The organism is Nocardioides sp. T5, from assembly GCF_048161455.1.
Classification (GTDB): Bacteria; Actinomycetota; Actinomycetes; order Propionibacteriales; family Nocardioidaceae; genus Nocardioides.
In genome coordinates this window covers 729,473-754,188 of the sequence record NZ_CP182415.1, presented here as the reverse complement: position 1 = coordinate 754,188, position 24,716 = coordinate 729,473, and the positions used below count along the sequence as shown (strand labels likewise).

General features: G+C 71.6%; 25 protein-coding genes, 1 tRNA gene and 1 riboswitch. Of the genes, 10 read left to right on the top strand and 16 right to left on the bottom strand.

From position 1 onward, the window contains the following. Positions 1 to 136 precede the first annotated feature (136 nt). From ACNKF0_RS03625 to ACNKF0_RS03605, 5 genes are all read right to left on the bottom strand, one after another. Positions 137 to 1,666 carry a pilus assembly protein TadG-related protein gene (locus ACNKF0_RS03625; protein WP_416955838.1) on the bottom strand — a complete coding sequence of 510 codons (1,530 nt, stop codon included), beginning with the start codon at positions 1,664 to 1,666 and terminating at the stop codon, positions 137 to 139. Further along, on the bottom strand, positions 1,666 to 2,091 hold the full coding sequence (locus ACNKF0_RS03620; protein ID WP_299922878.1) for a TadE family protein: 426 nt from the start codon (positions 2,089 to 2,091) through the stop codon (positions 1,666 to 1,668). Before ACNKF0_RS03620 ends, ACNKF0_RS03625 begins: the two co-directional genes overlap by 1 nt. A gap of 199 nt (positions 2,092 to 2,290) precedes the next feature. Further along, positions 2,291 to 3,157, bottom strand: a complete 867-nt coding sequence (locus ACNKF0_RS03615; RefSeq protein ID WP_416955836.1) for an ATP-grasp domain-containing protein — start codon at positions 3,155 to 3,157, stop codon at positions 2,291 to 2,293. Beyond that, a complete protein-coding gene (locus ACNKF0_RS03610; protein WP_416955834.1) occupies positions 3,154 to 4,011 on the bottom strand; it encodes a hypothetical protein in 858 nt (285 codons plus the stop codon). Before ACNKF0_RS03610 ends, ACNKF0_RS03615 begins: the two co-directional genes overlap by 4 nt. 9 nt (positions 4,012 to 4,020) lie before the next feature. Continuing rightward, the gene (locus ACNKF0_RS03605) at positions 4,021 to 4,860 is read right to left on the bottom strand and encodes an SGNH/GDSL hydrolase family protein (RefSeq protein ID WP_416955832.1); all 840 of its coding nucleotides are present in this window, start codon (positions 4,858 to 4,860) and stop codon (positions 4,021 to 4,023) included. Between the two features lie 124 nt (positions 4,861 to 4,984). Between ACNKF0_RS03605 and ACNKF0_RS03600 the strand changes: the two genes are divergently transcribed. Beyond that, complete coding sequence (locus ACNKF0_RS03600) at positions 4,985 to 6,214, top strand: DUF2157 domain-containing protein (RefSeq protein ID WP_416955830.1); 1,230 nt, start codon at positions 4,985 to 4,987, stop codon at positions 6,212 to 6,214. Further along, positions 6,211 to 6,708 (top strand): GDYXXLXY domain-containing protein, encoded by a 498-nt coding sequence (locus tag ACNKF0_RS03595; RefSeq protein ID WP_416955828.1) that lies wholly within the window; start codon positions 6,211 to 6,213, stop codon positions 6,706 to 6,708. The genes ACNKF0_RS03600 and ACNKF0_RS03595 overlap by 4 nt, the downstream gene beginning before the upstream one ends. Before the next feature lie 18 nt (positions 6,709 to 6,726). Here ACNKF0_RS03595 and ACNKF0_RS03590 read toward each other — a convergent pair whose 3' ends face one another. The 5 genes from ACNKF0_RS03590 to ACNKF0_RS03570 all read right to left on the bottom strand — a co-directional run bounded on the left by ACNKF0_RS03590 (position 6,727) and on the right by ACNKF0_RS03570 (position 10,440). Continuing rightward, on the bottom strand, positions 6,727 to 7,002 hold the full coding sequence (locus ACNKF0_RS03590; RefSeq protein WP_299922890.1) for a MoaD/ThiS family protein: 276 nt from the start codon (positions 7,000 to 7,002) through the stop codon (positions 6,727 to 6,729). Between the two features lie 136 nt (positions 7,003 to 7,138). Beyond that, positions 7,139 to 8,419: a threonine synthase gene (gene thrC / locus ACNKF0_RS03585; RefSeq protein ID WP_416955825.1), complete on the bottom strand. Its 1,281-nt coding sequence runs from the start codon at positions 8,417 to 8,419 to the stop codon at positions 7,139 to 7,141. Between the two features lie 10 nt (positions 8,420 to 8,429). After that, positions 8,430 to 8,569: riboswitch (SAM riboswitch) on the bottom strand. 76 nt (positions 8,570 to 8,645) lie between these two features. Then, positions 8,646 to 9,476: a trehalose-phosphatase gene (gene otsB, locus ACNKF0_RS03580; protein WP_416955823.1), complete on the bottom strand. Its 831-nt coding sequence runs from the start codon at positions 9,474 to 9,476 to the stop codon at positions 8,646 to 8,648. Positions 9,477 to 9,535: 59 nt separating this feature from the next. After that, positions 9,536 to 10,081 carry a LytR C-terminal domain-containing protein gene (locus tag ACNKF0_RS03575; protein WP_416955821.1) on the bottom strand — a complete coding sequence of 182 codons (546 nt, stop codon included), beginning with the start codon at positions 10,079 to 10,081 and terminating at the stop codon, positions 9,536 to 9,538. A 65-nt stretch (positions 10,082 to 10,146) separates the two neighbouring features. Beyond that, entirely contained in the window at positions 10,147 to 10,440 is a 294-nt protein-coding gene (locus ACNKF0_RS03570) for a DUF3263 domain-containing protein (protein WP_299922899.1), read from the bottom strand. 183 nt (positions 10,441 to 10,623) lie between these two features. Here ACNKF0_RS03570 and ACNKF0_RS03565 point away from each other — a divergent pair, with 183 nt between their 5' ends. Further along, on the top strand, positions 10,624 to 12,066 hold the full coding sequence (locus tag ACNKF0_RS03565; protein WP_416955818.1) for an alpha,alpha-trehalose-phosphate synthase (UDP-forming): 1,443 nt from the start codon (positions 10,624 to 10,626) through the stop codon (positions 12,064 to 12,066). Here the strand turns inward: ACNKF0_RS03565 and ACNKF0_RS03560 are convergent, their stop codons facing one another. The 4 genes from ACNKF0_RS03560 to ACNKF0_RS03545 are packed head-to-tail and all read right to left on the bottom strand — an operon-like array spanning position 12,067 to position 15,724. After that, positions 12,067 to 13,638 carry a glutamate synthase-related protein gene (locus ACNKF0_RS03560; RefSeq protein WP_416955816.1) on the bottom strand — a complete coding sequence of 524 codons (1,572 nt, stop codon included), beginning with the start codon at positions 13,636 to 13,638 and terminating at the stop codon, positions 12,067 to 12,069. Between the two features lie 60 nt (positions 13,639 to 13,698). Next, entirely contained in the window at positions 13,699 to 14,418 is a 720-nt protein-coding gene (locus tag ACNKF0_RS03555) for an anti-sigma factor domain-containing protein (protein ID WP_416955814.1), read from the bottom strand. Continuing rightward, positions 14,405 to 15,046 (bottom strand): RNA polymerase sigma factor, encoded by a 642-nt coding sequence (locus ACNKF0_RS03550; protein ID WP_416955812.1) that lies wholly within the window; start codon positions 15,044 to 15,046, stop codon positions 14,405 to 14,407. The genes ACNKF0_RS03555 and ACNKF0_RS03550 overlap by 14 nt, the downstream gene beginning before the upstream one ends. Before the next feature lie 39 nt (positions 15,047 to 15,085). Beyond that, positions 15,086 to 15,724, bottom strand: coding sequence for a fasciclin domain-containing protein (locus tag ACNKF0_RS03545; protein WP_416955810.1), 639 nt, complete (start codon positions 15,722 to 15,724; stop codon positions 15,086 to 15,088). A gap of 126 nt (positions 15,725 to 15,850) precedes the next feature. Here ACNKF0_RS03545 and ACNKF0_RS03540 point away from each other — a divergent pair, with 126 nt between their 5' ends. The 6 genes from ACNKF0_RS03540 to pdxY all read left to right on the top strand — a co-directional run bounded on the left by ACNKF0_RS03540 (position 15,851) and on the right by pdxY (position 22,309). Continuing rightward, on the top strand, positions 15,851 to 17,104 hold the full coding sequence (locus tag ACNKF0_RS03540; RefSeq protein ID WP_416955808.1) for an alpha/beta fold hydrolase: 1,254 nt from the start codon (positions 15,851 to 15,853) through the stop codon (positions 17,102 to 17,104). Continuing rightward, positions 17,101 to 18,450: an MFS transporter gene (locus tag ACNKF0_RS03535; protein ID WP_416955806.1), complete on the top strand. Its 1,350-nt coding sequence runs from the start codon at positions 17,101 to 17,103 to the stop codon at positions 18,448 to 18,450. The genes ACNKF0_RS03540 and ACNKF0_RS03535 overlap by 4 nt, the downstream gene beginning before the upstream one ends. After that, the gene (locus ACNKF0_RS03530; protein WP_416955804.1) at positions 18,447 to 19,883 is read left to right on the top strand and encodes a pyridoxal phosphate-dependent decarboxylase family protein; all 1,437 of its coding nucleotides are present in this window, start codon (positions 18,447 to 18,449) and stop codon (positions 19,881 to 19,883) included. The genes ACNKF0_RS03535 and ACNKF0_RS03530 overlap by 4 nt, the downstream gene beginning before the upstream one ends. Continuing rightward, positions 19,880 to 20,590: a uracil-DNA glycosylase gene (locus ACNKF0_RS03525; protein ID WP_416955802.1), complete on the top strand. Its 711-nt coding sequence runs from the start codon at positions 19,880 to 19,882 to the stop codon at positions 20,588 to 20,590. The genes ACNKF0_RS03530 and ACNKF0_RS03525 overlap by 4 nt, the downstream gene beginning before the upstream one ends. 72 nt (positions 20,591 to 20,662) lie before the next feature. After that, positions 20,663 to 21,436: a dioxygenase gene (locus ACNKF0_RS03520; RefSeq protein ID WP_416955800.1), complete on the top strand. Its 774-nt coding sequence runs from the start codon at positions 20,663 to 20,665 to the stop codon at positions 21,434 to 21,436. Positions 21,437 to 21,445: 9 nt separating this feature from the next. After that, entirely contained in the window at positions 21,446 to 22,309 is an 864-nt protein-coding gene (gene pdxY / locus ACNKF0_RS03515; protein WP_416955798.1) for a pyridoxal kinase PdxY, read from the top strand. Here pdxY and ACNKF0_RS03510 read toward each other — a convergent pair. Then, on the bottom strand, positions 22,306 to 22,707 hold the full coding sequence (locus ACNKF0_RS03510) for an HNH endonuclease (protein ID WP_416955796.1): 402 nt from the start codon (positions 22,705 to 22,707) through the stop codon (positions 22,306 to 22,308). The genes pdxY and ACNKF0_RS03510 overlap by 4 nt on opposite strands. Before the next feature lie 29 nt (positions 22,708 to 22,736). Continuing rightward, positions 22,737 to 22,811, bottom strand: a tRNA-Thr gene (locus ACNKF0_RS03505). A 49-nt stretch (positions 22,812 to 22,860) separates the two neighbouring features. On the opposite strand from ACNKF0_RS03505, the gene ACNKF0_RS03500 reads away from it, so the two are divergent. Continuing rightward, positions 22,861 to 24,705: a glycoside hydrolase family 13 protein gene (locus tag ACNKF0_RS03500; protein WP_416955794.1), complete on the top strand. Its 1,845-nt coding sequence runs from the start codon at positions 22,861 to 22,863 to the stop codon at positions 24,703 to 24,705. Positions 24,706 to 24,716: the final 11 nt, after the last annotated feature.

The window sequence follows — 24,716 nt, the reverse complement described above, 5'->3', positions numbered from 1 at the left end:
GATCCATTCCCGCCGGCGTCGGGGACCTCAGCGTCACCTGGGTCGTTTGTCACTCTCGTGATGAGAGTGCCAGCGTCATGTTTAGCACTCGCACCCCGAGAGTGCAAACGTCAGGTCAGGCTCGTGCAGCCGCCGCTCAGGGCAGCTTCACCAGGCGTACGCCGCTCGAGACCTGTGCCACCGCCGTCTTGAAGATGTCGGCGAGCTCGCTCCCCTGAGCCGCGCAGAAGTAGTAGTCCTTGTCGGTGTTCTCCTCGACGCGAGATGCGGTCGTCGTGCACGGGCTGGCCTCGCTCGGGACACCCGAGTCGGCTGGCGACGCTGCTTCCGCCAGCGCGTCACGGGTCCACGTGCCTGTCGAGGAGCCGTCGGAGCAGTTGGCCGACGTGGCCTCGCCGAACCCGATCGTGATGACCAGGACGTCCTGCTCCTTCGCGTTCTCCGCCACGTCCACGAGCTTCTGGCACCCGTTCTGCCCCTTGGACCAGCCTGCGTTCTGGCGCCCGGAAGCGACGTCGCCGGAGTCGCTGAGACTGGTCGAGCCGCCCTCGAAGACCTCGAACGGGCGACCGTCGGTCTCGAAGACGATCACCTTGCGCACCGTCCCAGGCCGCGCCGGCATCCCCGCGAGATTGTTCTCCGACGAGTAGAGCAGCTTGCGCGCTGCCCCTTTCATTGCCGACGCCAGGTGCGTGCCGTAGTAGGGGTCCGACGACCCGTTGCCCGGATCTCCCCATGCACCCTTGGCACACGTCAGACCGCGCACGACGGGATCCCCGGTGTTGGTGCGCTTGCCCGAGCCGGTCCCCGAGACGTAGTTGTTGCTGAAGTTGGTGGCCACCCAGACCCCGGCCTTCATGCCGTCCTCGATCTCACCGGTGGTGACGCGACGCGGCGGCGGGCCGGGCTTGGTGGGGCAACCGGTGCTGGGGACGGACTTGTTGATGGTGCCGAGGGCGACGTAGTGCATGGTCGGGTCCATCGTCAGCAGCGTGTCCTTGATGGCGTCCATCATCGTGTTGCGGTTGTCGTTGGACATGCTGGGCGTCCGGTCCGCCATGAACACCACGTCCAGAGGATTGGGCGAGTCCTGCCCGCACGACCCCTTGCAGGCGGCCGACGCCACGGATCCGGTCGACCCCTCGCTCTTGCCGAAGACGTTGGCGAAGCCGAAGGGCACGTCCTTCTCGGCCACCACCTCGACGGTGTTGCAGGTGGTCGTGAGGCTCGGCGCGCACGGGATCTTGCAGATCTTGGTGTTGCACCGCAGGTCCGGATACTTGGACGTCGTGAAGGGCGCCGTCCCGGGGTTGCACGTGCTGGGGATCTGGTCGACACGCACGCTCGCGGAGGCCCCGGTCGAGGCGACCACGCACCACAGCCGGATGCGCGGGTTCTGCTCGGTGAAGTCGATGCGCAGGTCGGGGTCGTTGGTCAGCGCCATCTCGCGGGCGGCGTCCATCGCGGCGTCGCCGCTGGCCGGCATGGTGAAGGCGCCGGCGTGGGCCGCCGCGTCGACGGCGTCGTGCAGCTTCTGACGTTCCATCGCGAGCATCGCGATGTCGATGCCGATCGCCGCCACCCCGAAGATGACGACGGAGAGGATGACCGTCATCAGGGCGACGGCCCCGTCCTCGTCGCGGCGCCGCGACCAGGGGCGGCGCATCACTCGATCCTCATGCGGTTGGTCTTCGCGAGGTGGAAGTCCCCGCCGCCGCCCACGAGGTCGCCGATGGGCGTGATCCAGTCGTGGGTGAAGTCGACGGTGACCTCGGCGACGCCGCCGCTCTCCTGACCCGCGTCCCAGCTGGTGCACGTCGTGCTGTCCTGCTTCTTGCACGCGACGGTGATCGTGAACGTGCCCCCGAGGTCCGACATCCCGCGGGTCACCGCGGACCGGATCTCCGACTCGGTGGCCCCCAGGCTCGCCTCCCGCACGCCTTCGCGGGCCGCATTGTTGACGATCGCGTAGCGGTTGATGGCGAACCCGAAGTCGATGATCCCGAAGAGGACGACGAGCAGGACCGGCACGACGAGTGCGAACTCCACCGCCGCCGCACCGCGATCCCCGCGTGGGCGTGTTCTGGGCATGACTATTTCCTCCCGCAGGTGCGACGCGGGAGAAGGCTCCCGCCGCCGCGAAGGTTGTGACGGTGATCCGGCACGGATGACGGATCACCGGTCCCACCCGCACCCCCCAGCGCAGGCAAGACAAGGGCAACCTAACCGGAGGGGGGCACGCTCCACCCCCCGGAGCGGGATTTGTTTGCCGAGCGGTCTAGACCGGCGGTCAGGCGCGAGCGGCGAGCCGGGCAGCGACGAGGTCGGCGAACGGCTCGGCGTTGGCCGGCGACACGTCCAGGTAGAGCCCCGGCTCGATCAGCTCGAGCTCGCTGACGACCCAGTCGCCGTCCCAGCGCAGGAGGTCGACGCGGAGGTAGTCCAACGGTCGGTCGAAGCGCCCGGCCATCGCGTCGTACGCCGTCATCACCAGGTCGCCCACGTCGCCGGTCGCGACGGCGCGCACCTGGCCACCGAACTCCTCGTTGACCCGTACGTCGCCCTCCCCCGGCAGCTTGTCGAAGCGCTGCCCGAGCCTGCCGTCGAGGACGTAGACCGACGACTCCCCGTGGGTGCGGATCGACTCGACGAGCGGCTGCACGACCCAGGGCCCGTCGACCTCGGGGTAGTCGGGGTGGCTGCGGACCGGCCGGCCCAGGCGCGGGTCGTCGGGATCGGTGACCACGAGGAGTCCTGCTCCGCCGGCACCCACGCGAGGCTTGACGACAGCCGTGCCGAAGTGGCGTACGCCGTCGGCCAGCTCGTCGCGGTCGTCGGCGAGAAGCGTCGGCACGACCGGCAGGTCGCCGAGCTCGGTGAGGTAGCGCTTGTCGTGGTTCCAGGCGAAGACGTCGGCGCCGTTGAGCAGGCGGGCCTGGTCGAGCGACGCCGTCCACGCGAGGAACTCGGCATGCCGGGTGACGTAGTCCCACGTGGAGCGTACGGCGACGAGGTCGGCGGCCGACCAGTCGACGGACGGGTCGTCCCAGCTGGCCCAGGCGAAGTCGATGCCACGGTCGCGGAGCACGGCGTCGAGGGCGCCCGCGCCGGGCTCCCCCTGCGGCAGGTCACCGCTGGTGGCGAGCAGGACCGTCATGACTCGTCGGGGTCACCCGAGCCGTCGGGCAGCTCGGAGGCGCCGTAGAGCTCGTGCGCGACGTTGTCGCGGTTGGTGCCCTCGCGGTTGTCGCCCTTCTCGATGATCACGAGGTTGTGGTAGCAGTGCACGGCGCGGACCCACTGGTCGGTGTAGGTGGGCTCATAGCCCTCGAGGAGGAACTCCTCGTGGTTGAGGCCGTCGACGAGGTCCTTGACGAGGTCCATCGACGTGCCGGGCGCCCGGGGGTCGAGCTGGCCTCCCCACGCCGGCCAGTAGGAGGTCTGGGTGTCCTCGATGCAGTAGATGGCGCCGTCGGGCAGCAGCGGGAACAGGATCCGGAAGGACTCGCGCACGTGGGCCGGGATGTGGCTGCCGTCGTCGATGACCACCAGCGGCGCGCCCTGCTCGTCGATGATCCGCTGCAGGACCTCGGGGTCGGTCTGGTCGCCGAGGTAGGTGTGGATGTGGCCCCGCGTGAGCCACGTCTTGTCCTCGATGTCGAGCCCGACGATGCGGGCCTTGGGGAAGAACCAGCGCCACATCTTCATCGAGGCCCCGCTCTTGCGGCGCTTCTTGTAGCCGCCGATCCCGAGCTCGAGGAGCGTGAAGGACTCGCCGCGCAGGTGCTGCAGGTGGCGCTCGTAGTGGGGGGTGTACTTGTGGACGCCCCACTTGTCGGTGCGGAACTCGATGGCCAGCTCGGTCAGGTTGCTGGCCAGCAACCGACGACGGCGCTCGGCCTTCGGGTCGAGCGGTTCGGGCTCGGCCGGCGCGGGCGACGCCTGCATCCTGCCGGCCTTCTTGGCAGCCTTCTTGACGGCCTGGCCGGCTCGTCGAGCGGTGGTGCGCACCCGGGAACCCTAGCCTGACCCGCCCACCCCGGGTGCGTGGTGCCCGAACGGCACGTCGGCCACGACACCGAGGGCCGCGAGCACCGAGGGGAGCATCGCCTTCGCGGTCCGCTTGTAGCCGTGGGCGCTCGGGTGGAAGCGGTCGAGGCTGAACATCTCGTCCGGGTTGGTGATGAAGAAGGGCCCCACCACGTGGGCCAGCGACACCACCCTCGCGCCCTGCTCGAGGGCGGCCGCCCGCTGGGCGTCCGCGAGCTGCCGGGAGGCCCGCGACCCGAGCGTCCGGAGGGGTTGCGGCACCGGTCGCAGCGCCCCGAGGTCCGGGCACGTGCCGACGACGACCTCGGCCCCACGGGCCCGCAGGTCGGCGACCGCCTCCGCCAGGTGGCGTACGGACTCCGCGACCGGCACCCGGTGGGTGACGTCGTTGCCGCCGACGACGATGACGGCCACGTCCGGGCGGTAGCCCGGAGGAAGCGAGGCGAGCTGCGCGCCGAGCATGCTGCTCTCGGAGCCCACCAGGGCGGCGGTCCGCAACCGCACCGACCTTCCGGCGTCGGCAGCGATGCCGCGCGCCAGTCGGCTGCCCAGGGTGTGCTTCGCCTTCTCCGCGCCGAGCCCCGCCGCGATCGAGTCGCCGAGCACCAGCAGGTCGACCGGCTCGCCGTACTTCCGCTTGTAGTGCCGGTCGGCGTCCGGGGCCTGCTCGCCGAGCGGCTTGCCGATCGCCCGCCGGGCCTGCGCGGCCTGCCGCTGCAGCAGCTCCCGGGCGCCGTACGCCGTTCCTCCCGCGACGCCGCCGAGGACGGCCAGCGCGACGCCGGCCCGGGTCAGGTGTGTGCTCCCCACGGCACATGTGAACCAGACGGACCTGAACGCCCGCGCAACCGCGGGCGTCCCGAGACCCAACGGCACCCCACAGATGGGTCGATGTACTCAGGACAGTCCCGCCACGGCGCGGGAGGGTGGAGGCATGACCGACACCTCGTCATCGTCACCGGCCGTCGTCACCCGCCCGGTCGCGCCGCAGCAGCTCGCCTGGCTGCGCACCGAGCTCGCCGACTGGACCTCGCAGGGGATCATCAGCGAGGAGCAGGCGACCCGCATCTCGTCGCGTTACCGCTCCGAGCACCACGCGCGCATCAGCGTGGGCCGGGTCCTGCTCTACCTGGGCGCCGGCTTCGTCGGCGTCGGACTGATCTGGCTGGTCGCCGCCAACCTCGACGAGCTCTCCCCCATCGCTCGCTTCGTGACGGTCGCGACCCTCTGGCTCGCCTTCCTGGTGGGCGGCGAGGTGCTGGCCGCCCGGCGCGCCTCCCCGCCGCTGGTCGGCGCCGCACGCCTCCTCGCCTCCCTCGGCGCCGGTGCGGTCCTGTTCCAGGCGGCCCAGTCGCTGCAGGTTCCCGCCTACGAGCCTCGCCTCGTCGGCCTCTGGTCGGCCGGGACCCTGCTCCACGGCTACCTGACCCGGTCGCACATGCCGTTCTTCGTCGGCCTGGTGACCGGCGTGGTGTGGTGGTTCTGGCAGCCGCTGTGGGACGCACCCAACGGCCTCACTGTGGTCCTCCTCCTCGGCGCCGGCGCCGTCCTGGCCTCGAGCCTGGCCGTGCTGCACGACGGGTGGATCGACTCCTACGCCTGGGCCTGGCGCACGGTGGGCGGCGGGATGGCGCTGCTGGCGCTCTTCGCCGCCGCGATCCCCGACATCGGCTCGGACGGCGTCCAGTGGACGCCCTGGCTGGTGGTCGCGCTCGTCGCCGCCGGCGTCGCAGCGCTGGCCGCCGTGCTCACCCGTCCGGGCCTGCGCGTGCTCGAGCCCCTCGGTGCCATCGTCGTGCTCGTCGTGGCCACCCTCATCGCGCTCTGGACCACCGGGACCGACACGTCCTCGGTGGACGCCGCCGACTGGGGACATGCGGCGGTCTCGGTCATCGCCTACGTCGTCCTCGCCGTCGGACTGGTCGCGCTCGGCACGGTCCGCGACCACCCGCCCCTCATCTGGATGGCGATGGTGGGGCTGGTGATCTTCACGACCTTCCAGAGCTTCGCGGTGTTCGCGCCGATCGTCACCGGTGCCTGGCTGTTCGTGGTGCTCGGCACCGTCTTCCTGGCGACCGGCTTCCTGTTCGACCGGGCCCGCCGACAGCTGGCACACGCCCTCGACAACGACTCCTCCACCGGAGCCGAAGGAGCAGCCCGATGAACCGCATCGCCGTCACCGGCATCGTCGCCGTCAGCCAGCTCGTCCTGGTCGGCGTGGGCGTCGCGCCGCAGCTCTCCGCCCGGATCGCGGGCGACGCCTACGTCGTGCGCGTGGCGCCCGTCGACCCGATCGACCCGTTCCGCGGCGCCTACGTCGCTCTCGACTACCCCGACCTCCGCCACAACACGTCGCAGTCCTTCGTGGAGCCGGGCCTCGGCGCCCTCGACGACGGCGAGTCCGGCGAGGTCTACGTCAGCCTGGTCGAGGAGGACGGGATCTGGGTGGCCGACGCGTGGTCCCGCACCCGGCCGGACGACGGTCCCTACCTCGCCTGCGACGACCGCTCGTGGCAGATCCGGTGCGGCATCGAGAGCTGGTTCCTGCCGCAGGACGAGGCGCGGGCGGTCGAGGACCAGCTGCGCGACGGAGCGGTCGCCGAGCTGCGGGTCGACGGGCGCGGCAACGCCGCCGTGGTCGACGTACGAGCCTCGTGACGGCCTGCAGCCAGGGCCTCAGCCGCCGGCGACTGCCGGGATCACCGAGATCTGGACGCCGTCAGGCGTCGCGGTCTGCAGCTCGTCGAGGAACCGGACGTCGTCGTTGCCGACGTAGACGTTGACGAAGCGGCGCAGCTGGCCCGCCTCGTCGAGGATCCGGCCCTTGATGCCCGAGTAGCTCGAGTCGAGGTCGTCGAGGACCGCCGCGAGGGTGTCGCCCTCGGCGCTCACCTCGGACTCGCCGCCGGTGTAGGTGCGCAGGATGGTGGGGATCCGTACCGAGACAGCCATGAGGTCTTCCTTCGTTCAGTGAGAATGTGAGCGTGCTCTGGTGAGTGTGGCTGCAAGGCGGAGGTACGCAGGCGACCTTTGAGCGGAGCGGGTCGTCACGTGCCGACAACGCAGCAGACACTCCACCAGAGTGCGCTCAGAGGACGTTGGACGCCACGAAGGCGTCGTAGGACGGGGCGATGGTGGCGGCGGGCCCGACGCGGTCGGAGACAGCGTCGAGGGTCTTGAGACCGTGGCCGGTGTTGATCACGACGGTCTCGAGCGAGGAGTCGAGCTGGCCGGTCTCGACGAGCTTCTTGAGCACGCCGACGGTCGTGCCGCCGGCGGTCTCGGTGAAGATGCCCTCCGTGCGCGCCAGCAGCACGATCGCCTCGCGCACCTCCTCGTCGGTGATGTCCTCGACCGCGCCGCCGGTGCGCCGGCAGATGTCGAGCACGTAGATGCCGTCCGCGGGGTTGCCGATGGCGAGGCTCTTGGCGATGGTGTCGGGCTTGACCGGGCGGATCGCGTCGGTCTCGGCCTTGTAGGCCACCGAGACCGGGGAGCAGCCGGCGGCCTGGGCGCCGTACACCTTGTAGGGCTTGTCCTCGACCAGACCGAGGGCGATCAGCTCCTGGAAGGCCTTGTCGACCTTGGTGAGCTGGGAGCCGGACGCGACGGGGATGACGATCTGGTCGGGCAGGCGCCAGCCGAGCTGCTCGGCGATCTCGTAGCCCAGCGTCTTGGAGCCCTCGGCGTAGAAGGGGCGCACGTTGACGTTGACGAACGCCCAGCCCTCCTCCTCACCGGCGATCTCGGAGGCGAGCTTGTTGACGTCGTCGTAGTTGCCGTCGACCGCGACGAGCTTCTCGGTGAAGACCGCCGAGTTGACCTTCTTGGGCGTCTCGAGGTTGCTCGGGATGAACACCACCGTGGGGATCCCTGCGCGCGCACCGGCCGCGGCGACGGCGTTGGCGAGGTTGCCCGTGGACGGGCAGGCGAAGACCTTGGCGCCGAGCTCACGGGCGGCGCTCAGCGCGCAGGCCACGACCCGGTCCTTGAAGGAGTTGGTGGGGTTGGTGGAGTCGTCCTTGACCCACAGCTTCTCGAGGCCGAGCTCGCGGGCGAGGTTCTTCGCCTCCAGCAGGCGCGTGAAGCCGGGCTCGGTGTTGGGGCTCTGCTCGATGTCGGTCGGGACCGGCAGCAGCGCCTTGTAGCGCCAGATGTTGCGCGGCCCGGCGGCGATCTCCTCGCGGGTCACGACGGGGAAGTCGTAGGACACCTCGAGGGGCCCGAAGCACTCCGGACAGGCGTACGACGGCCCCAGGGTGACCTCGTGCCCGCACTCGCGACAGGCGAGCGCTCGGGCGTTGCCGAAGGCCCCCTCGCGCAGCTGCTTCTTCGGCGTGGTGGTGGTGTCGTCCAGCAGGGTGCTCATGAAGTCCTCCTTCTCATCTGTCCCCGCGACTCTCGCTGGGGTCGGATTTGGCACCTGCTCCCGCGACTGCCGGCCGTGAGGCGGACAGGAGGCTCGCGGGTGGTTGCCGGGACTTCGTCGGGCCGTTCCCTCAGTCCCTCGTGATGAGCAGGCTCAGCCTAGGCAGGGCGTCTCACGATGCGCACATCGAGTCCACGATGTGGTCAGCGCGGGGTCCGTCGTACGGTCAGCGCCGCGCGGCGAGGCCGGACAGGAGCTCGACGACGCCAGGGGGGCCGTCCACGACGACGTCGGCGAGCCGGACGAGGTCGGGCTGCTCGGTGGAGGCGGAGCACACGACCAGGCCGGGCAGGCCCTCGGCGCGCAGCGAGCGGACCGCCTCGAAGGCCTCGACGTCACCGAGGTCGTCACCGCCGAAGATCACCCCGGTGGCCTCCTGCTCGGCGACGAAGGTCCGCAGCGACTGGCCCTTGTGCATGTCGCCCGAGCGGATCTCGATGACGTTGCGGCCGGGCTCGATCGTCAGGTGGTGGCGCTCGGCGAGCGCGGCGATGGGCTTGACCAGGCGCTCGAAGGCGCCGACCGGGTCGTCCATGCGGCGCGTGTGCACCGCGACGGCGAGACCCTTTTCCTCGACGAACGCCTCGGCGGCACCGGCGCCGCGCAGGACCGCGGGCAGCTCGCGCTCGAAGCTGGCCAGCCCGGCCGGGGGCCGCGGCGACCGGATCCGCTGCTCGGTCGCCGACCAGCGCTCGTTGCCGTACTGGCCGAAGACGAACAGCTCGGCACCACGGTCGAGCATCGCGTTGCCGAGCGCGTCGAGGTCGCCCATGGCGATGGCCTGGCGTGCCGGTCGGCCGGTGATCACCGCGACTGCTCGCACCACCTCGGCGAGCTCGAGGAGGGCTCCCGGGGCCGCCGGGTGGAGCCGGGCGGCCTCGGGGTCGTCGACGACCGGTGAAAGCGTGCCGTCGAAGTCGAGGCCCACGACGACTCCGTCGAGGACGTCGCGTACGGCGTCGTAGTGGGCGCGCGCGTCGTCGGAGGTGAACTCCATGGGGTCAACCCAACCACGGAAGGTCCGCGGATGCGGAGCCTGTCCGGGGCCGACTGGGATCAGCGCGGGGCGTCGGCCGTCAGGATGACGGTGAGCCGGTCGCGCTTCATCACGCCGACGGCCGGGGCGGTGCGCTTGATCCCCAGGTCGAGGGCGAGCTGCTTGCCGGCCGCCTTGAGCCGGGGCGGGAAGTAGACGGTGCTGGTGGGGATCAGGCCCTGCCAGTTGTCCTCGCCGACCACGGCCCAGCCGACACCGGTGGCCTTGGTGGCCGTCTCTGCGGCCAGGCCCCGGATGCCGGAGTTGTTGTAGACCTCGACGTAGACCTCGCCCCGCTCGAGCTGCGGCTTGGGCTTGGGCTTGGGCGTCTTCGTCGGGGTCGGGGCCGGCTCCGCGGTGGGGCTCGGCGTCTGGCCGGCGCTCGCGATCGTCGCGGTGTCGACACGGCGCTCGGTCGGCGCCTGGTCGCGGGTGGCGACGAAGGTGATCGAGGCCATCGCGACGGCGAGGACCGACAGCATCACGAGGGGGGACGGGAAGGCCACGCCGCGCTCGTCACGTCGACGGGGCGAGGTGGTGCGGCCGGTGCTGGGGAAGGAGGCCATGGGGAAGGTGACCAATCGTGAGTGGGCGGGCCGTGACGAAGGAGGCGGTCTCAGGTGTCGCGGTGTCAGACCTCGAAGCCGAGGCGGCGCGCCGAGCGCTGCCGCTGGCGGGAGGCACGCAGCCGGCGGAGGCGGCGTACGAGCAGGGGGTCGGCCTCGAGGGCCTCGGGGCGGTCGATCAGGGCGTTGAGGACCTGGTAGTAGCGGGTCGAGGACATGTCGAAGTTCTCGCGGACCGCCTGCTCCTTGGCGCCGGCGTACTTCCACCAGTGGCGCTCGAACTCCAGGATGTCGCGATCGCGCTGGCTGAGCCCGGCAGCAGTCTCCTGCCCGGCTGCGATGTGCTCGGCTGCGTCCATCGGACATCTCCTCCTCGACCCCACATCCACCCGTGACCGGGCGGACGGCATGAGTCTAGGCGACGAACGACAACGATGTCATTCGCCTCCGGCGAGTCGTCTGGACAAAACCCGCGGCGCTCTCGTGGGGCGGGACACCGCGGGGTGGTCTGCGACTCGCCGGCCGTCGCTAGGGTTGGCGACGTGAGTGGAGCTCCGCAGGCAGACCTCGTGATCGTGGCCAACCGGCTGCCCGTGGACCGGGTCGTCGCCCCCGACGGGACCGCGTCGTGGCGCACCTCCCCCGGCGGGCTGGTGACCGCCCTCGAGCCGGTGCTGCGCGCCAACGACGGGGCCTGGATCGGCTGGCCGGGCTCGGCCGACGACGAGGACTTCGAGCCGTTCGTGGAGGACGGGCTCTCCCTGGTCCCGGTGGCACTGAGCGCGCGTGAGGTCGAGGAGTTCTACGAGGGCTTCTCCAACGGCACGCTGTGGCCGCTCTACCACGACGTGATCGCCAAGCCGGAGTTCCACCGCGAGTGGTGGGACTCCTACGTCGCGGTCAACCGGCGCTTCGCCGACCGGGCCGCCGAGGTGGCGGCCGAGGGCGCGACCGTGTGGGTGCAGGACTACCAGCTCCAGCTCGTGCCCCAGATGCTGCGCGCCCAGCGCCCCGACCTGCGCATCGGCTTCTACCTCCACATCCCGTTCCCGCCGGCCGAGCTCTTCTCCCAGCTGCCGTGGCGCCGCCAGATCCTGGAGGGACTGCTCGGCGCGGACCTGATCGGCTTCCAGCTGCCCGGCGCCGCCGCCAACTTCGTACGCCTCGTGCGCAGCCGCGTCGGCCACAAGACGCACCGCGACACCATCTACCTGCCCGACGGCCGGCCGGTGAAGGCGACCGCGTTCCCCATCTCGATCGACACCGCCGGGTTCGAGGAGCTCGCCCGCTCGGAGGCGGTGACCGAGCGCGCCAAGGAGATCCGCGAGGCGCTCGGCAACCCGCGGCGGATCTTCCTGGGGGTCGACCGGCTCGACTACACCAAGGGCATCCACTCGCGGCTGCGTGCCTTCGGCGAGCTGGTGCGCGACGGCAAGCTCGACGTGGAGGACGCGGTCTTCGTGCAGGTCGCGACCCCCTCGCGCGAGCGGGTCGAGCAGTACCGCATCCTGCGCGACGAGATCGAGCTGCTCGTGGGCCGGATCAACGGCGACCACGGCCGGATCGGGCGACCGGCGATCTCCTACATGCACTCCTCCTACCCGCGCGAGGAGATGGCGGCGCTCTACCGCGCCGCCGACATCATGGTGGTGACGCCGTTCCGTGACGGGATGAACCTCGTCGCCAAGGAGTACGTCGCCTGCCGCTTTGACGACGACGGCGCGCTCGTGCTCTCGGAGTTCGCCGGCGCGGCCCAGGAGCTGCGCCAGGCCTGGCTGGTCAACCCCTACGACATCGACGGCATGAAGTCCGCGCTGCTCGACGCCTTCGCGGCGGACAAGAAGGAGACGTCGCGCCGGATGCGGGCGATGCGCAGGACCGTCGTCCAGCACGACGTGGCGAAGTGGGCCGCCGACTTCCTCCGCGAGCTCGAGGAGCTGCCCGAGCAGCACGACAAGACCGTCCGCCAGTCGCGCTCGGGCTAGTCAGGCCCGCGGGCTCGTCCCCTCGGCGGCGCCGTGGGTGGCGTCCTGGGCGACCATGATCTCCTCGACCTCCTTGACCAGCCGCGGGCCGAGCCGCTGCCACGCGGGGTCGTAGCCGTACGCGGTGCCGAGCCCGACCGCCGTACGGGTGCCGTCGAGGAGGTCGATGTCGCGCGGGCCGATGAGGCCGGGGTGGACGACACCGATCGCCTCGGACACCTTGAGCAGGTCGCGACGCAGCGAGCGGACGTAGTTGGCCGCGCGCACGCTCTTGAGCCCGACGTCGAGGCCGCGGGTGTAGCGGGGGTTCTGGGTGGCGATGCCGACCGGGCAGTGGTCGGTGTGGCACTTCTGGGCCTGGATGCACCCGATGGCCATCATCGCCTCGCGCCCGACGTTGACCATGTCGGCGCCGAGGGCGAAGGCCACGATCGCGTTCTCCGGGATGCCGAGCTTGCCGGCGCCGATGAACACCACGTCGTCGGTGAGCCCGGCCTCGGCAAAGCGTCGGTAGACCTCGGAGAAGGCGATGCGGAACGGGTAGGCGACCGAGTCGGCGAAGATCATCGGAGCCGCGCCGGTGCCGCCCTCGCCCCCGTCGATGTTGACGAAGTCGACACCCCGGCCGCCGCTCGACATGGCCTCGGTCAGCTCGTCCCACATCGTGAGGTTGCCGACCGCGGACTTGATGCCGACCGGCAGGCCGGTGGCCTGCGCCACGGACTCGACGAAGTCGAGCATCGAGTCGACGTCGCCGAAGACGTCGTGGCGGCTGGGCGAGGCGCAGTCCTCGCCCTCGGGGATACCGCGGATCTCGGCGATCTCGCGGCTGACCTTCTCCCCCGGCAGCATCCCGCCGAGCCCGGGCTTCGCGCCCTGGCTCAGCTTGACCTCGATGGCGCGCACCGGCGCCGACTGGACGAGGTCGACGAGCCTGGCCATGTCGAAGCGCCCGTGCTCGTCACGGCACCCGAAGTAGGACGTGCCGATCTGGAAGACGACGTCGCCACCGTGACGGTGGTGCGGCGACAGCGCGCCCTCACCGGTGTTCTGCAGGCACCCGGCCATGGCGGCGCCCTTGTTGAGCGCCTCGATGGCCTTGCCCGACAGGGAGCCGAAGCTCATCCCGGAGATGTTGACCACCGACCCCGGACGGAAGGCCTGCGCGCGACCGCGCGCCGCGCCCATGACCTTGGCGCACGGCAGCGCGATCTCCTCCTGGGCATGGGGCATGGTCGCGGCGCCGGGTCCGGTGAACGTGCGGTGCTTGATGATCGGGTAGCCCTCGACCCGCTCGACGTCGTTGTCGGTGCCGAAGCCGAAGTAGTTGTTCTCCAGCTTCGAGCTCGCGTAGACCCAGCGGCGCTGGTCACGGCTGAACGGCCGCTCCTCGTCGTTGCTGGTGACGATGTACTGCCGCAGCTCGGGCCCGAACCTCTCCAGGAAGAACCGGGCGTGCCCGATGATCGGGAAGTTGCGGATGATCGCGTGCTTCGTCTGGACCAGGTCGTGCACGGTCGTCGCAGCTGCTGCCGCGGCCGTGCCGCCGAGGACGGCGTACCTCCACTTCATGACCTGTTCCTAGTCGTCGCGCGACGCGTTGTCGAGGACGACCCGTCCCGATGGAGGGGATCAGGCGAGCTCGCCGCGGGCGATGCTCACCCCGGAGTGGGTGGGGTCGCCGTCGTCGGGCTCGACCGAGATGTCGACGATGCGGTAGCCCTCGTCGATGAGGTCCATGGGGACGGCGAACTCCCCCTCGTCGCCCGACGCCAGCAGGCCGATCGAGATCATCCGCTCGCCGTCGACGTTGATCAGCCACACCTCGTGCACGCCCGGCTCGTCGCCGAGCTCGCTGGCGCTGACCCGGATGGTGAAGGTGTCGTCGGTCTGCACGGCGCTCGCCTCGCCGCGCTCGGCGTCGCTGTCGAGGGCGGTGAGGGCGGTCGCGGCCACGACGGTGCCGGCGTCGCCGGGCGGTGGCACGGCCTCCGGGGCCTCCGTGGACCCGACGCCGATGCGCCCGAGCCCGACGCCGGCGAGGAGGGCGAGCGCCGCAGCCACGCCGGCGAGCCAGAGCGGCACGCCCCGACGGGCCGACGGCTCGGCGGCAGCAGGCCGGGCGAGCGGGGTCGGCGCATCGCCCGCGCGCACCTCGGCCAGAACCTGGTCGCGCAGCCCGGCAGGAGGCGGGACCAGGGCGTCGGCGCCCGCGCGGCGGCGTACGCCGGTGAACGCGGCGACCAGACCGGCGCACTCGGGGCAGGTCTCGGCGTGCTCGCGCACGTCGGCGGGACCGTCCGTGGGGTCGAGTGCGAGCCCCGCGAGCTGCTCGGGATCAGCGTGACTCATGGCGCACCCCCTCGAGCTGTTGGTGGAGCTTCATCAGGCCACGACGTACGTGGCTCTTCACGGTGCCGAGAGGGAGGCCGACCTTCTCGGCGATCTCGGCATGGCTGTGCTCCTCCCAGAAGGCGAGGAACATGATCGTGCGGCGCGGGTCCGGCAGCTCTTCGACTGCCTGGCGGACCACGAGTCGTTCGGCGACGTCGTCGTCGGCGGATTGGTGGTCCCCGTCGCGGGCACCCGGCAAGGACACCACGGCCGCGAGCCTGGCGGCGTCGCGGGCGCGGGCGGCGCGCACGTCGGCGACCTTGTGCCGCGCGATCCCGACGAGCCAGGCCGGCAGCGCAGCGGGGCTCGGGGTCAGCGTGTGGCGGCTGCGCCACGCCGCGACGAACACCTGCTGGGTGACCTCCTCGGCGTCGTGGGGGTCGTGCAGGGCACGCAGCGCGTAGGTGTGCACGAGGGCCGACCAGCGGTCGTAGACCTCCTCGAGGGCCGTCTCGTCGCCGGCGACGAGACGCGAGGCGAGCGCGAGGACGACCTGGTCCTGCTCGTCCTCGAACGACATCGCCTCGGTGACCACCGGGCCACCGTACCGGCGTGCCGCGCGGGCGGGGAACGGGATGATCGTCATCGTCGCTCCCCGCCCGTCAGGCGTCCGTCGAGCTGTTCCTCAGAGGTCGATCGGGCGGAGCACCCGGTCGATGCCGTGGGCGACCTGCTTGTTGCCCTTGTTGAGGTCGAGGGCCTTGAGCACGGCCTTCGGGTCACGGTCGTTCTTGTCACGGTCCTTGAGCGTGACGCTGACGCTCGGCTTCATCTTGACCTTGACCTTGATCTTCCCGCCCTGGGCGGTCGTGAGCTTGGCGCCGTCGGACTTGAGCACCTTGTTGCTCGTCAGGGTCGCGCCGGGCACGACGTGGTAGAGCAGGACGGTCTCGATGGTGTCGACACCCGCGAGGTCGACGAGCGCCTCGAAGATCTTCTTCTCGCTCTTGATGGTCTTGCCGGTCAGGTCCTCCGCGAGCAGGCGGAAGGCCTGGTCGGTCGGCGCGAAGACCGTCAGGCGCTTGCTCCCGTCAGCGAGGAGGGCGACCGGGGAGTCGGGCTTGGCGCCGACGATCGCCAGGGCGGCCTCGGTGACGATGTCGAAGTCGTTCTTGTTCTTGTCGAAGGTGTTGCCGTCCGAGGTGAGGAGAGCGGCGAGGCTGTCCTCACCGGCGGCCTTGGCGCTCGCGGCGGGGGCCGTGGCCTGCACCGCACCCAGGGCGAGGGCCGAGGCGGCGAGGATGGCGGGAACGCGACGCTTCATGGGGGATCCTTCCGTCGGGGGCGCCGGTTGGCGCCCGTCACCCTCTTCTCCGGCCCGACCCCGCCACTGGATGCACCCGCCCAGGATTTTTCTTCCACGTGGATTTGCGCCACGTAGATTTCATCCATGGACCTCATCCCCAAGCCCGACCAGGTGGTCGCCGCGGCCGGCAACGTCGCGCACACGCTGCTCTACGGCGGGCTGGCCGACCTGCGGCCGATGCCCCGCACGCTCATCGACGACGGCGAGCTGCGCGAGGTCTACCACTACCGCCCCGCCGCCGGCGTCGCCGAGACCGGTGACCCGGTCCTGCTCGTCACTCCCCTGGCGGCTCCCGCGCTCTGCTACGACCTGCGTCGCGGCTGCTCCCTCGTCGAGCACCTGGTGACGCAGGGGCGCCCGACCTACCTGCTGGAGTACGGCCAGGTCTCCTTCAAGAACCGGGCGCTGGGCATGGAGCACTGGGTCGACGAGGTGCTGCCCGAGGCCATCCGCAACGTCCACGAGCACGCAGGCGGGCGCGGGGTGCACCTCGTGGGTTGGAGCCTCGGCGGGATCTTCACCCTCCTCGTCGCCGCCGACCGGCAGGACCTGCCGATCGCCTCCATCACCGTGGTCGGCTCGCCGGTCGACGTGACGAAGGTGCCGCTCGTCGCGCCCGTGCGTCCGCTGCTCAACCTCACGCAGGGGACGGGGCTGGTCACCCGCGCCTACCGGGTCCTGGGCGGCGTACCGACCCCGCTCGTCAACTGGGCCTTCACCGCGGCCTCGGCGCAGAAGGTCCTCACCAAGCCGCTGGCGGTGCTGACCCACCTCGACGACACCGACTACCTCGCCCAGATGGAGGCCGTCACGCGGTTCATGTCCAACATGACGGCCTACCCGGGCCGCACCTTCGGGCAGCTCTACCACCGCTTCGTCAAGGGCAACGCGCTCGCCTCCGGCCGCATGGAGGTCGGTGACCGCACCATCGACCTCGCCGCGATCTCGGTGCCGACGCTGGTCTTCGCCGGCAACACCGACGGCATCGCCCCGCTCCCGGCCGTACGCGCCGTGGTGCCGCTGCTGTCCGGCTCGCCGCAGGTGCGCTTCGAGGTCGTGCCCGGCGGCCACCTCGGGATGCTGACCGGCCGGGCCGCCCGCGGGACGACCTGGACCGCCATCGACGAGTGGGTGGACGAGTGGTCGGGCGACCCGCTGCCGACGAAGCGGACGGCTGCGAAGAAGCCGGCCCCGAAGAAGGGCTCGCAGAAGAAGGGGGCGGCGAAGAAGGGCGCGGCGAAGGCGGCCGCCGCCGCTGAGGCCTCGGCCGGGTCGATCGGGTCGAACCCCTCGCGTCGCTACGGGTCGGCGAGCTCGCGCGCGCTGGGTGGACGGTGAGGACGGCGGTCGACGCCACACGCCTGCCGCTCGGCGTCCGCATCGGCTACGGCAGCGGGTCGGTGGCCACCGGCGCATTCGGCACAGTCCCGGGCCTGATGCTGCTGCCGTACCTCACCGACGAGCTCGGCATCGCCGCGCTGTGGGCCGGCGTCATCGTCTTCCTGCCGAAGGCCTGGGACGTGGTGCTCAACCCGGTCGCCGGACGGGTCAGCGACCGCACCGTCGACCCCGCCGGCCCCCGGCGGCCGTGGCTGGTGCGGGCCGGGCTGATGCTGGCCGGCGCCTTCGCGCTGATCTTCGCGGCGCCCGACCTCGACAGCCGGTGGCTCGAGGCCGGCTGGGTGCTCGTCTTCTTCGTGCTCGCGGCGTCGGCGTACGCGTTCTTCCAGGTGCCCTACGTCGCGATGCCGGCCGAGATCACCTCGTCCTACGACGAGCGCACGCGGTTGATGACGTGGCGCGTCGCGATCCTCGCGCTCACCATCATGGCGGCCGGAGCGACCGCGCCGCTGATCCGCGACGCGGTGGGCGGGCGCGACGGCTACCGCGTGATGGGCGTCGTGATGTCGGTGGTCATCCTGGTGGGCGTGCTGAGCGCTTGGTGGGGCACCCGGCGTGCGCCGATCGGCGCCGTGGGTGCCGGCGCGGGGTCGTTGGGTGAGCAGCTGCGCGTCGTCTCGCAGGCCCGCGACTTCCGGGTGCTGCTGACCACCTTCGTCCTGCAGGCGCTCGCGACCGGCTGCATGCTGGCCGGCGTCGCCTACGTCGCCGAGGACCTGCTGGGGAGCGCGACTGCTGCCACGATCCTGTTCGTCTGCTTCGTCGGCCCGGCACTCGTGCTGACCCCGCTGTGGGCGCGCTGGGGCGCGCGCGTCGGCAAGAAGCAGGGGTACGTCGCCGCGTCGCTGGTGCTCGCCGCGGGGGCCGCCCTGGCCGTGCTGGCGCGCGGCGGCAACGACGTCTGGACCTTCGTCGCGACCGGGCTCGTCGGTGTGGGCTACGCCGGCTGCCAGGTCTTCCCGATGGCCATGCTGCCAGACGTCGCCGCGGTCGACGCCGCCGTGACGGGAGAGAACCGGGCCGGCGTCTACACCGGGGTCTGGACCGCCGGCGAGACGCTCGGCCTGGCCGTGGGTCCGGCGGTCTTCGCCCTGGTGCTCGCGCTGGGCGGCTACCTGTCGAGCGAGGGGCGCGACATCACCCAGCCCGACTCGGCGTTGACGGCGATCGCGCTGGGGTTCTCCGTCGTCCCGGCGGTCCTGATCGTGGCGAGCCTGTGGTGGCTGCGCCAGTACGCCCTCGATCCCGCCGACGTGGCGGCCGTGGAAGGAACCGTCCAGTGACCGACACGATGCAGAGGCTCGCCGCCCTCCAGGCCCGGGACCTGCCGGTGCACGGGGGCCGCACCCTGGCCTACGTCTACGACTCCGGCGACCCCGAGGTGGACCGCGTCGCCCGCGAGGCGGTGGCCGCCTACGCCGCCTCCAACGCGCTCGACCCGACGGCGTTCCCCTCGCTGCTGCAGATGGAGAACGAGCTGGTCGGCTTCGCGTGCGGGCTGCTCGACGCGCCGGCCTCCGCGGTCGGGACGGTGACATCGGGCGGCACGGAGTCGATCCTGCTGGCGGTCCAAGGTGCGCGCGACAGCCGGCCCGACGTCGTACGACCCCGGATGGTGCTGCCGGCGACGGCCCACGCCGCGTTCCACAAGGCGGCGCACTACTTCGGGGTCGAGGCGGTCCTCGTGCCGGTGGGCCCGGACTTCCGGGCCGACGTCGCAGCGATGACCGCGGCGATCGACGACGACACCGTGCTGGTCGTCGCCAGCGCGCCGTCGTACGCGCACGGGGTCGTGGACCCGGTGACGGGGATCGCCGCGGCGGCCGCCGCGCGCGGGGTGCGCTGCCACGTCGACGCGTGCATCGGCGGGTGGGTGCTGCCGTACGCCGCCCGGCTGGGGCGCACGGTGCCGCCGTGGACGTTCGCCGTCGAGGGCGTCACGTCGATCTCAGTCGACACCCACAAGTACGCCTACGCGCCGAAGGGCACCTCCCTGCTGCTGCACCGCGACGCGGCGCTGCGCAAGCCGCAGTTCTTCGCCTCGGCGGCGTGGCCGGGCTACACGATGCTCAACGCCACGACGCAGTCGACCCGCTCCGGCGGTCCCGTCGCCGGCACCTGGGCCGTCGTCGAGCACATCGGCGACGCCGGCTACCTCGAGCTCGCGGACCGCGCCCTCACGGCGGTCGACGCGATCGTGGCGAGCATCTCGCGCGAGCCGGCGCTGCGGCTGGTGGTGCCACCCGACTCGACCCTGGTGACGTTGGCGACCGACGCGTCGTGCGACCCGTTCACGCTGACCGACGAGCTGGTGGCGCGCGGGTGGTACGTCCAGCCGCAGCTGTCCTTCGGTGACGACGGCCCGAGCATCCACCTGTCGGTGAGCGCCGGGACGCTGGCGCACGTCGAGGACTTCGCCTCGGCACTGTCGGAGGCTGTCGCGGCGGCGCAGGCGGCCGGCCCGGTCGAGGTGGACGCCGGTGTCGTGGCCTTCATCGAGGCGCTCGACCCGGCGACGCTCGGTGACGACGACTTCGACGGCCTGCTCGCCGCGTCGGGGCTCGTGGCTGCGTCGGACGACGGCGACCTCGAGCTGCCGAGTCGGATGGCGGAGGTCAACGCCATGCTCGACGTCGCGTCACCACGCATGCGCGAGGCTCTGCTCGTCGCCTTCCTCGACCGCCTGCAGCGGCCCGTCCGCAAGGACGCCCGATGAGCGCGCTCGCCGGACTGGTCGACAAGGGGCTGGTGGCCCCCGACTGGGCCGAGGCACTGGCCCCCGTCGACGACCGGATCGAGGCGATGGGCCGGTTCCTGCGCGAGGAGGTGGCCGCCGGGCGCGGCTACCAGCCGGCGGGCGACCTCGTGATGCGGGCGTTCCAGCGCCCGCTCGCCGACGTACGCGTCCTGGTCGTGGGGCAGGACCCCTACCCCAACCCCGCGCACCCGATCGGGCTGAGCTTCGCCGTCGAGCGCCACGTGTGGCCGCTGCCGCCGAGCCTGGTCAACATCTACGTCGAGCTCCGCGACGACCTCGGCATCGTCCCGCCGCGGCACGGCGACCTGTCGGCGTGGGCCGACCAGGGCGTGATGCTGCTCAACCGCACCCTGACGGTGCGCCCGGGCGACTCCAACAGCCACCAGGGCAAGGGCTGGGAGGCGGTCACCGAGCAGGCGATCACCGCGCTCGCCGACCGCGGCGGTCCTTGCGCGGCGATCCTGTGGGGCCGGCACGCCCAGAGGCTCAAGCCGCTGCTCGGCGAGGTGCCGTGCGTGGAGTCGGCGCACCCCTCGCCGCTCAGCGCGCGGCGCGGGTTCTTCGGGTCCCGGCCCTTCAGCACCGTCAACCGGTTGCTGGAGGACCAGGGTGCCGGGCCGGTCGACTGGACGCTTCCGGCGTACGACGACGTGCCGGCGCGGTAGTCCAGCGCCTGCAACCTCTTGCCACTGGACCACCGCCGGAATATAGTTGAAGCAACAACTATTGAGGATGTCATGAACGCTCCCATGCCGGCCCTGTACATCGGCCACGGTGCCCCGCCGCTGCTCGACGACCCGATCTGGTCCGGCCAGCTCGCGGCCTGGGCGAAGGGCCTGCCTCGCCCGAAGGCGATCCTCATCGTGTCGGCGCACTGGGAGTCGGCGCCCGTGAGCCTGACGGCCAGCGGCGCCCCGCTGGTCTACGACTTCGGTGGGTTCGCGCCGAAGTACTACGAGATGACCTACGAGACGCCCGACGCCACGGCGCTGGCCCAGCGCGTCGCGGCGATGATGCCCAGCGGCGAGCCGGTGCACCAGCACGTCTCGCGCGGCCTCGACCACGGCGCCTGGGTACCGCTGAAGATCATGTACCCCGAGGCCGACATCCCGGTGCTGCAGATGTCGCTCCCGACCGACGACCCGCAGCGCCTGATGAAGCTGGGCGAGCGGCTGCGCCCCCTGCGCGAGGAGGGCGTGCTGATCATCGGCTCCGGCTTCCTCACCCACGGCCTGCCCTTCCTCGAGGAGTTCCGCATCGAGGCCGCCGCCCCGGGCTGGTCGGTGGACTTCGACCTCTGGGCCGCCGACGCCCTCGCCCGCGGTGACGTCGACACGCTGTCGGCCTACCGGTCCAAGGCGCCCGGCATGCCGTACGCCCACCCGACCGTCGAGCACTACACGCCGCTGTTCGTGACCCTGGGCGCGGCGACGACCGCCGACGAGCCGGGCATCCAGGTCATCGACGGCTACTGGATGGGGCTCTCGAAGCGCTCGCTGCAGGTGGCCTAAGGTCGGTCCGTGCGCGTCCTCTCGATCCAGTCCCACGTCGCCTACGGCCACGTCGGCAACTCCGCGGCCGTCTTCCCGCTCCAGCGCCTCGGCCACGAGGTGTGGCCGGTGCTGACGGTGAACTTCTCCAACCACACCGGGTACGGCGCGTGGCGCGGGCCGTTGATCGCGGCCGCGGACGTCGCCGAGGTGATCACCGGCATCGGGGAGCGGGGCGCCTTCGCGACGTGTGACGCGATCCTGTCGGGCTACCAGGGCTCGCCGGAGATCGCCGACGTCATCGCTGACGCGGTCGCCCAGGTCAAGGCGGCCAATCCCGACGCGACCTACACCTGCGACCCGGTGATGGGCAACGCCACCTCGGGCTGCTTCGTCAACCCGGCGATCCCGCCGAAGTACCGCTCGACGGTGATCCCCGTCGCCGACGTGCTGACGCCCAACCAGTTCGAGCTCGGCTTCATCACCGACCGCGACGCCCTGAGCGGCCCGTCGTCGCTCGAGGACATCCTGGCGGCGGTGGACGAGGTGCGCGCCCTCGGTCCGTCGACCGTGCTGGTCACGTCGGTCGACCGCGAGGGGGCCGACGACGGCGTCATCGAGATGCTGGCCGTCACCGCCGACGGCGCCTGGCTGGTCACGACCCCCCGCCTGCCGATGAAGGCCAACGGGTCGGGTGACATCACGGCCGCGCTGTTCACCGCCCACCTGGCCACGACCGGCTCCCCCGCCGAGGCGCTCGCCCGCACGGCCTCGTCGGTCTTCGCCGTGCTGAAGGAGACGCTCGACTCCGGCGAGCGCGAGCTGCGCCTCGTCGCCGCCCAGGACGCGATCGCCTCCCCCGCGTGCGAGTTCGAGGTGCAGCAGGTCCGCTAGTAGGACTTGCCGTCGGCGTAGCGATGACGTCGCCAGGCCCGCCCGTTGCCACGGTTGCGCGCCTTGAACGTGGGTAGCTGGGAATCGCAGTTGGGGCACACCAAGCGAAGATTCTCGCGTCGGTTGTTGCTCGCGTCGCCGTCGACGTGGTCGAGGACGAACCTGAGCTCGATGCCGTTCCACGACGTGGGGCAACCGCAGATGGCGCAGGCGTGCTGCTGGTCCTCGAGCAGGTAGGTGCGGATGTAGTGCCCGATGTTGCTGGCGGTCTGTGCCACCCCCGTGGCGAGCCAGCGCTCGATGTTGCGCCTGCGCTCCATGGCGCGTTGGCAGCGGTTGCTGCAGAAGACCTTCTGGTGACGCTTGGTGAGGGTCGCGCCGCACCCGAGGCAGCTCATGTGACGACGGTAGGTCCAGGCACTGACAGTGGAGCCGCGTGAGAGATTCGAACTCTCGCAACCCAATTTACAAGATTGGTGCTCTACCCCTGAGCTAACGCGGCGTGCGCCCGAAGGCGCGGCGGCCATCCTAGGTGAGGAAGGATGGGGCCCGTGAGCCTCCTCGACGACCCCCACCACGACGGGTCCCCCCTCTACGTCTCCGACGAGGCACCCGAGCTCGGCGCGACCGTGATCGTCCGGGTCCGCACCAGCGCCGACGACCCGGTCGACGCGGTCTGGCTGCGCACGACGTACGACGCCGAGCCGGTCTTCCACCCGATGACCTCGACCACCACCGGCGACGTCGTCTGGTGGGGGGGCGAGCTGCCGGTGCACAACCCGGTGACGCACTACCGCTTCCTCCTCGTCCGGACCCGCGCCGACGGCGAGGGCGAGCAGGAGTGGCTGACCGGCGCCGGGCTGGTGGGCCACGACCTCCCCGACGCCACCGACTTCCGGATCGCCGCCCACCCGCCCGCGCCCGACTGGGGGCGCGACGGCGTCGTCTACCAGGTCTTTCCCGACCGATTCGCCCGCTCCGCCGCGGCCGACGAGCGCGAGGTGCCCGACTGGGCGCTGCCGGCCGAGTGGGACGACGAGGTGGTCTTCGAGGGCAGCGACCCGCGCACGCCCATGCAGCTCTACGGCGGTGACCTCGACGGCGTCACCGAGCACCTCGACCACGTCGCCGCGGTCGGCGCCGACATCGTCTACACGACGCCGGTCTTCCCCGGCGAGAGCAACCACCGCTACAACGCGACGACCTTCACCGAGGTCGACCCGCTGCTCGGCGGCAGCGAGGCGTACGCCAGGTTGAGCGCCGCCGTCCACGAGCGGGGCTGGCGGATCCTCGGCGACCTCACCACCAACCACACGGGTGACACCCACGAGTGGTTCCTCTCCGCGGTCGACGACCCCCGCGACCCGCACCGCTCGTTCTACTACTTCGACGACGACGGCACCTACGCCAACTGGATGGGCCACGGCACGCTGCCGAAGATCAACCACGCCAACCTCGACGTCCGCCACGCGATGGTCGACGGCCCCGACTCCGTCGTCGGCCGCTGGCTGCAGGCGCCCTACGACGTCGACGGGTGGCGCATCGACGTGGCCAACATGACCGGCCGCCTCGGCGCCATCGACGTGGCCCACGAGGTCGCCCGCACCGTGCGCGCCACCGCGGACGCCCTGCACGAGGACCCGTGGGTGATCGGCGAGCACAACCACGACGCGACCGGGGATGTCGACGGCGACGGCTGGCACGGCACGATGAACTACTCCGGCTTCTCCTGGCCGGTGTGGTCGTGGCTGCGCGACCCGGCCTCGCCCGCGCGTCCCTTCGGCCGCCCCGTGCCGGTCCCCCGCCGCGGTGGCGCGGCCGTCGTCGAGACGTTCCGGGCCTGGCAGGGGGCGCTCGGCTGGCGTGCCACCGCGTCGAGCTGGAACATCCTCGGCTCCCACGACTCGGCCCGCATCCGCACGCTCGTCGGTGGCGACGCCGCCGTCCACCGGGTCGCGGCGGGCCTGCAGTTCACGATGCCGGGCGTGCCGATGATCTTCGCCGGCGACGAGATCGGGCTCGAGGGCGTCAACGGCGAGGACGCCCGCCGCCCGATGCCGTGGCACCGCCGCGAGGAGTGGGACGTGCAGACGCTCACGACGTACGCCGACCTGGCCCGGCTGCGGCGCGAGCACCCGGCGCTGCGCCGGGGCGGGCTCCGCTGGGCGCACGTCGACGCCGACACCATCGCCTACCTGCGCGAGCACCCCGCCCAGACCGTGCTGGTCGTCGCCCGCCGCGCGGCGAGCAGCGCCTTCACCCTCCCCGGCACAGCGGGCCGCCACCTCTTCGGGTCCGAGCCGGGCGGCGCCGACCTGTCCACGGCGCCCGACGGCGTGGAGGTCGCGGCGACCTCGGGACCGCGGCTCGACATGTGGGAGCTCGGCACCCGGTAGCGAGTAGCGTG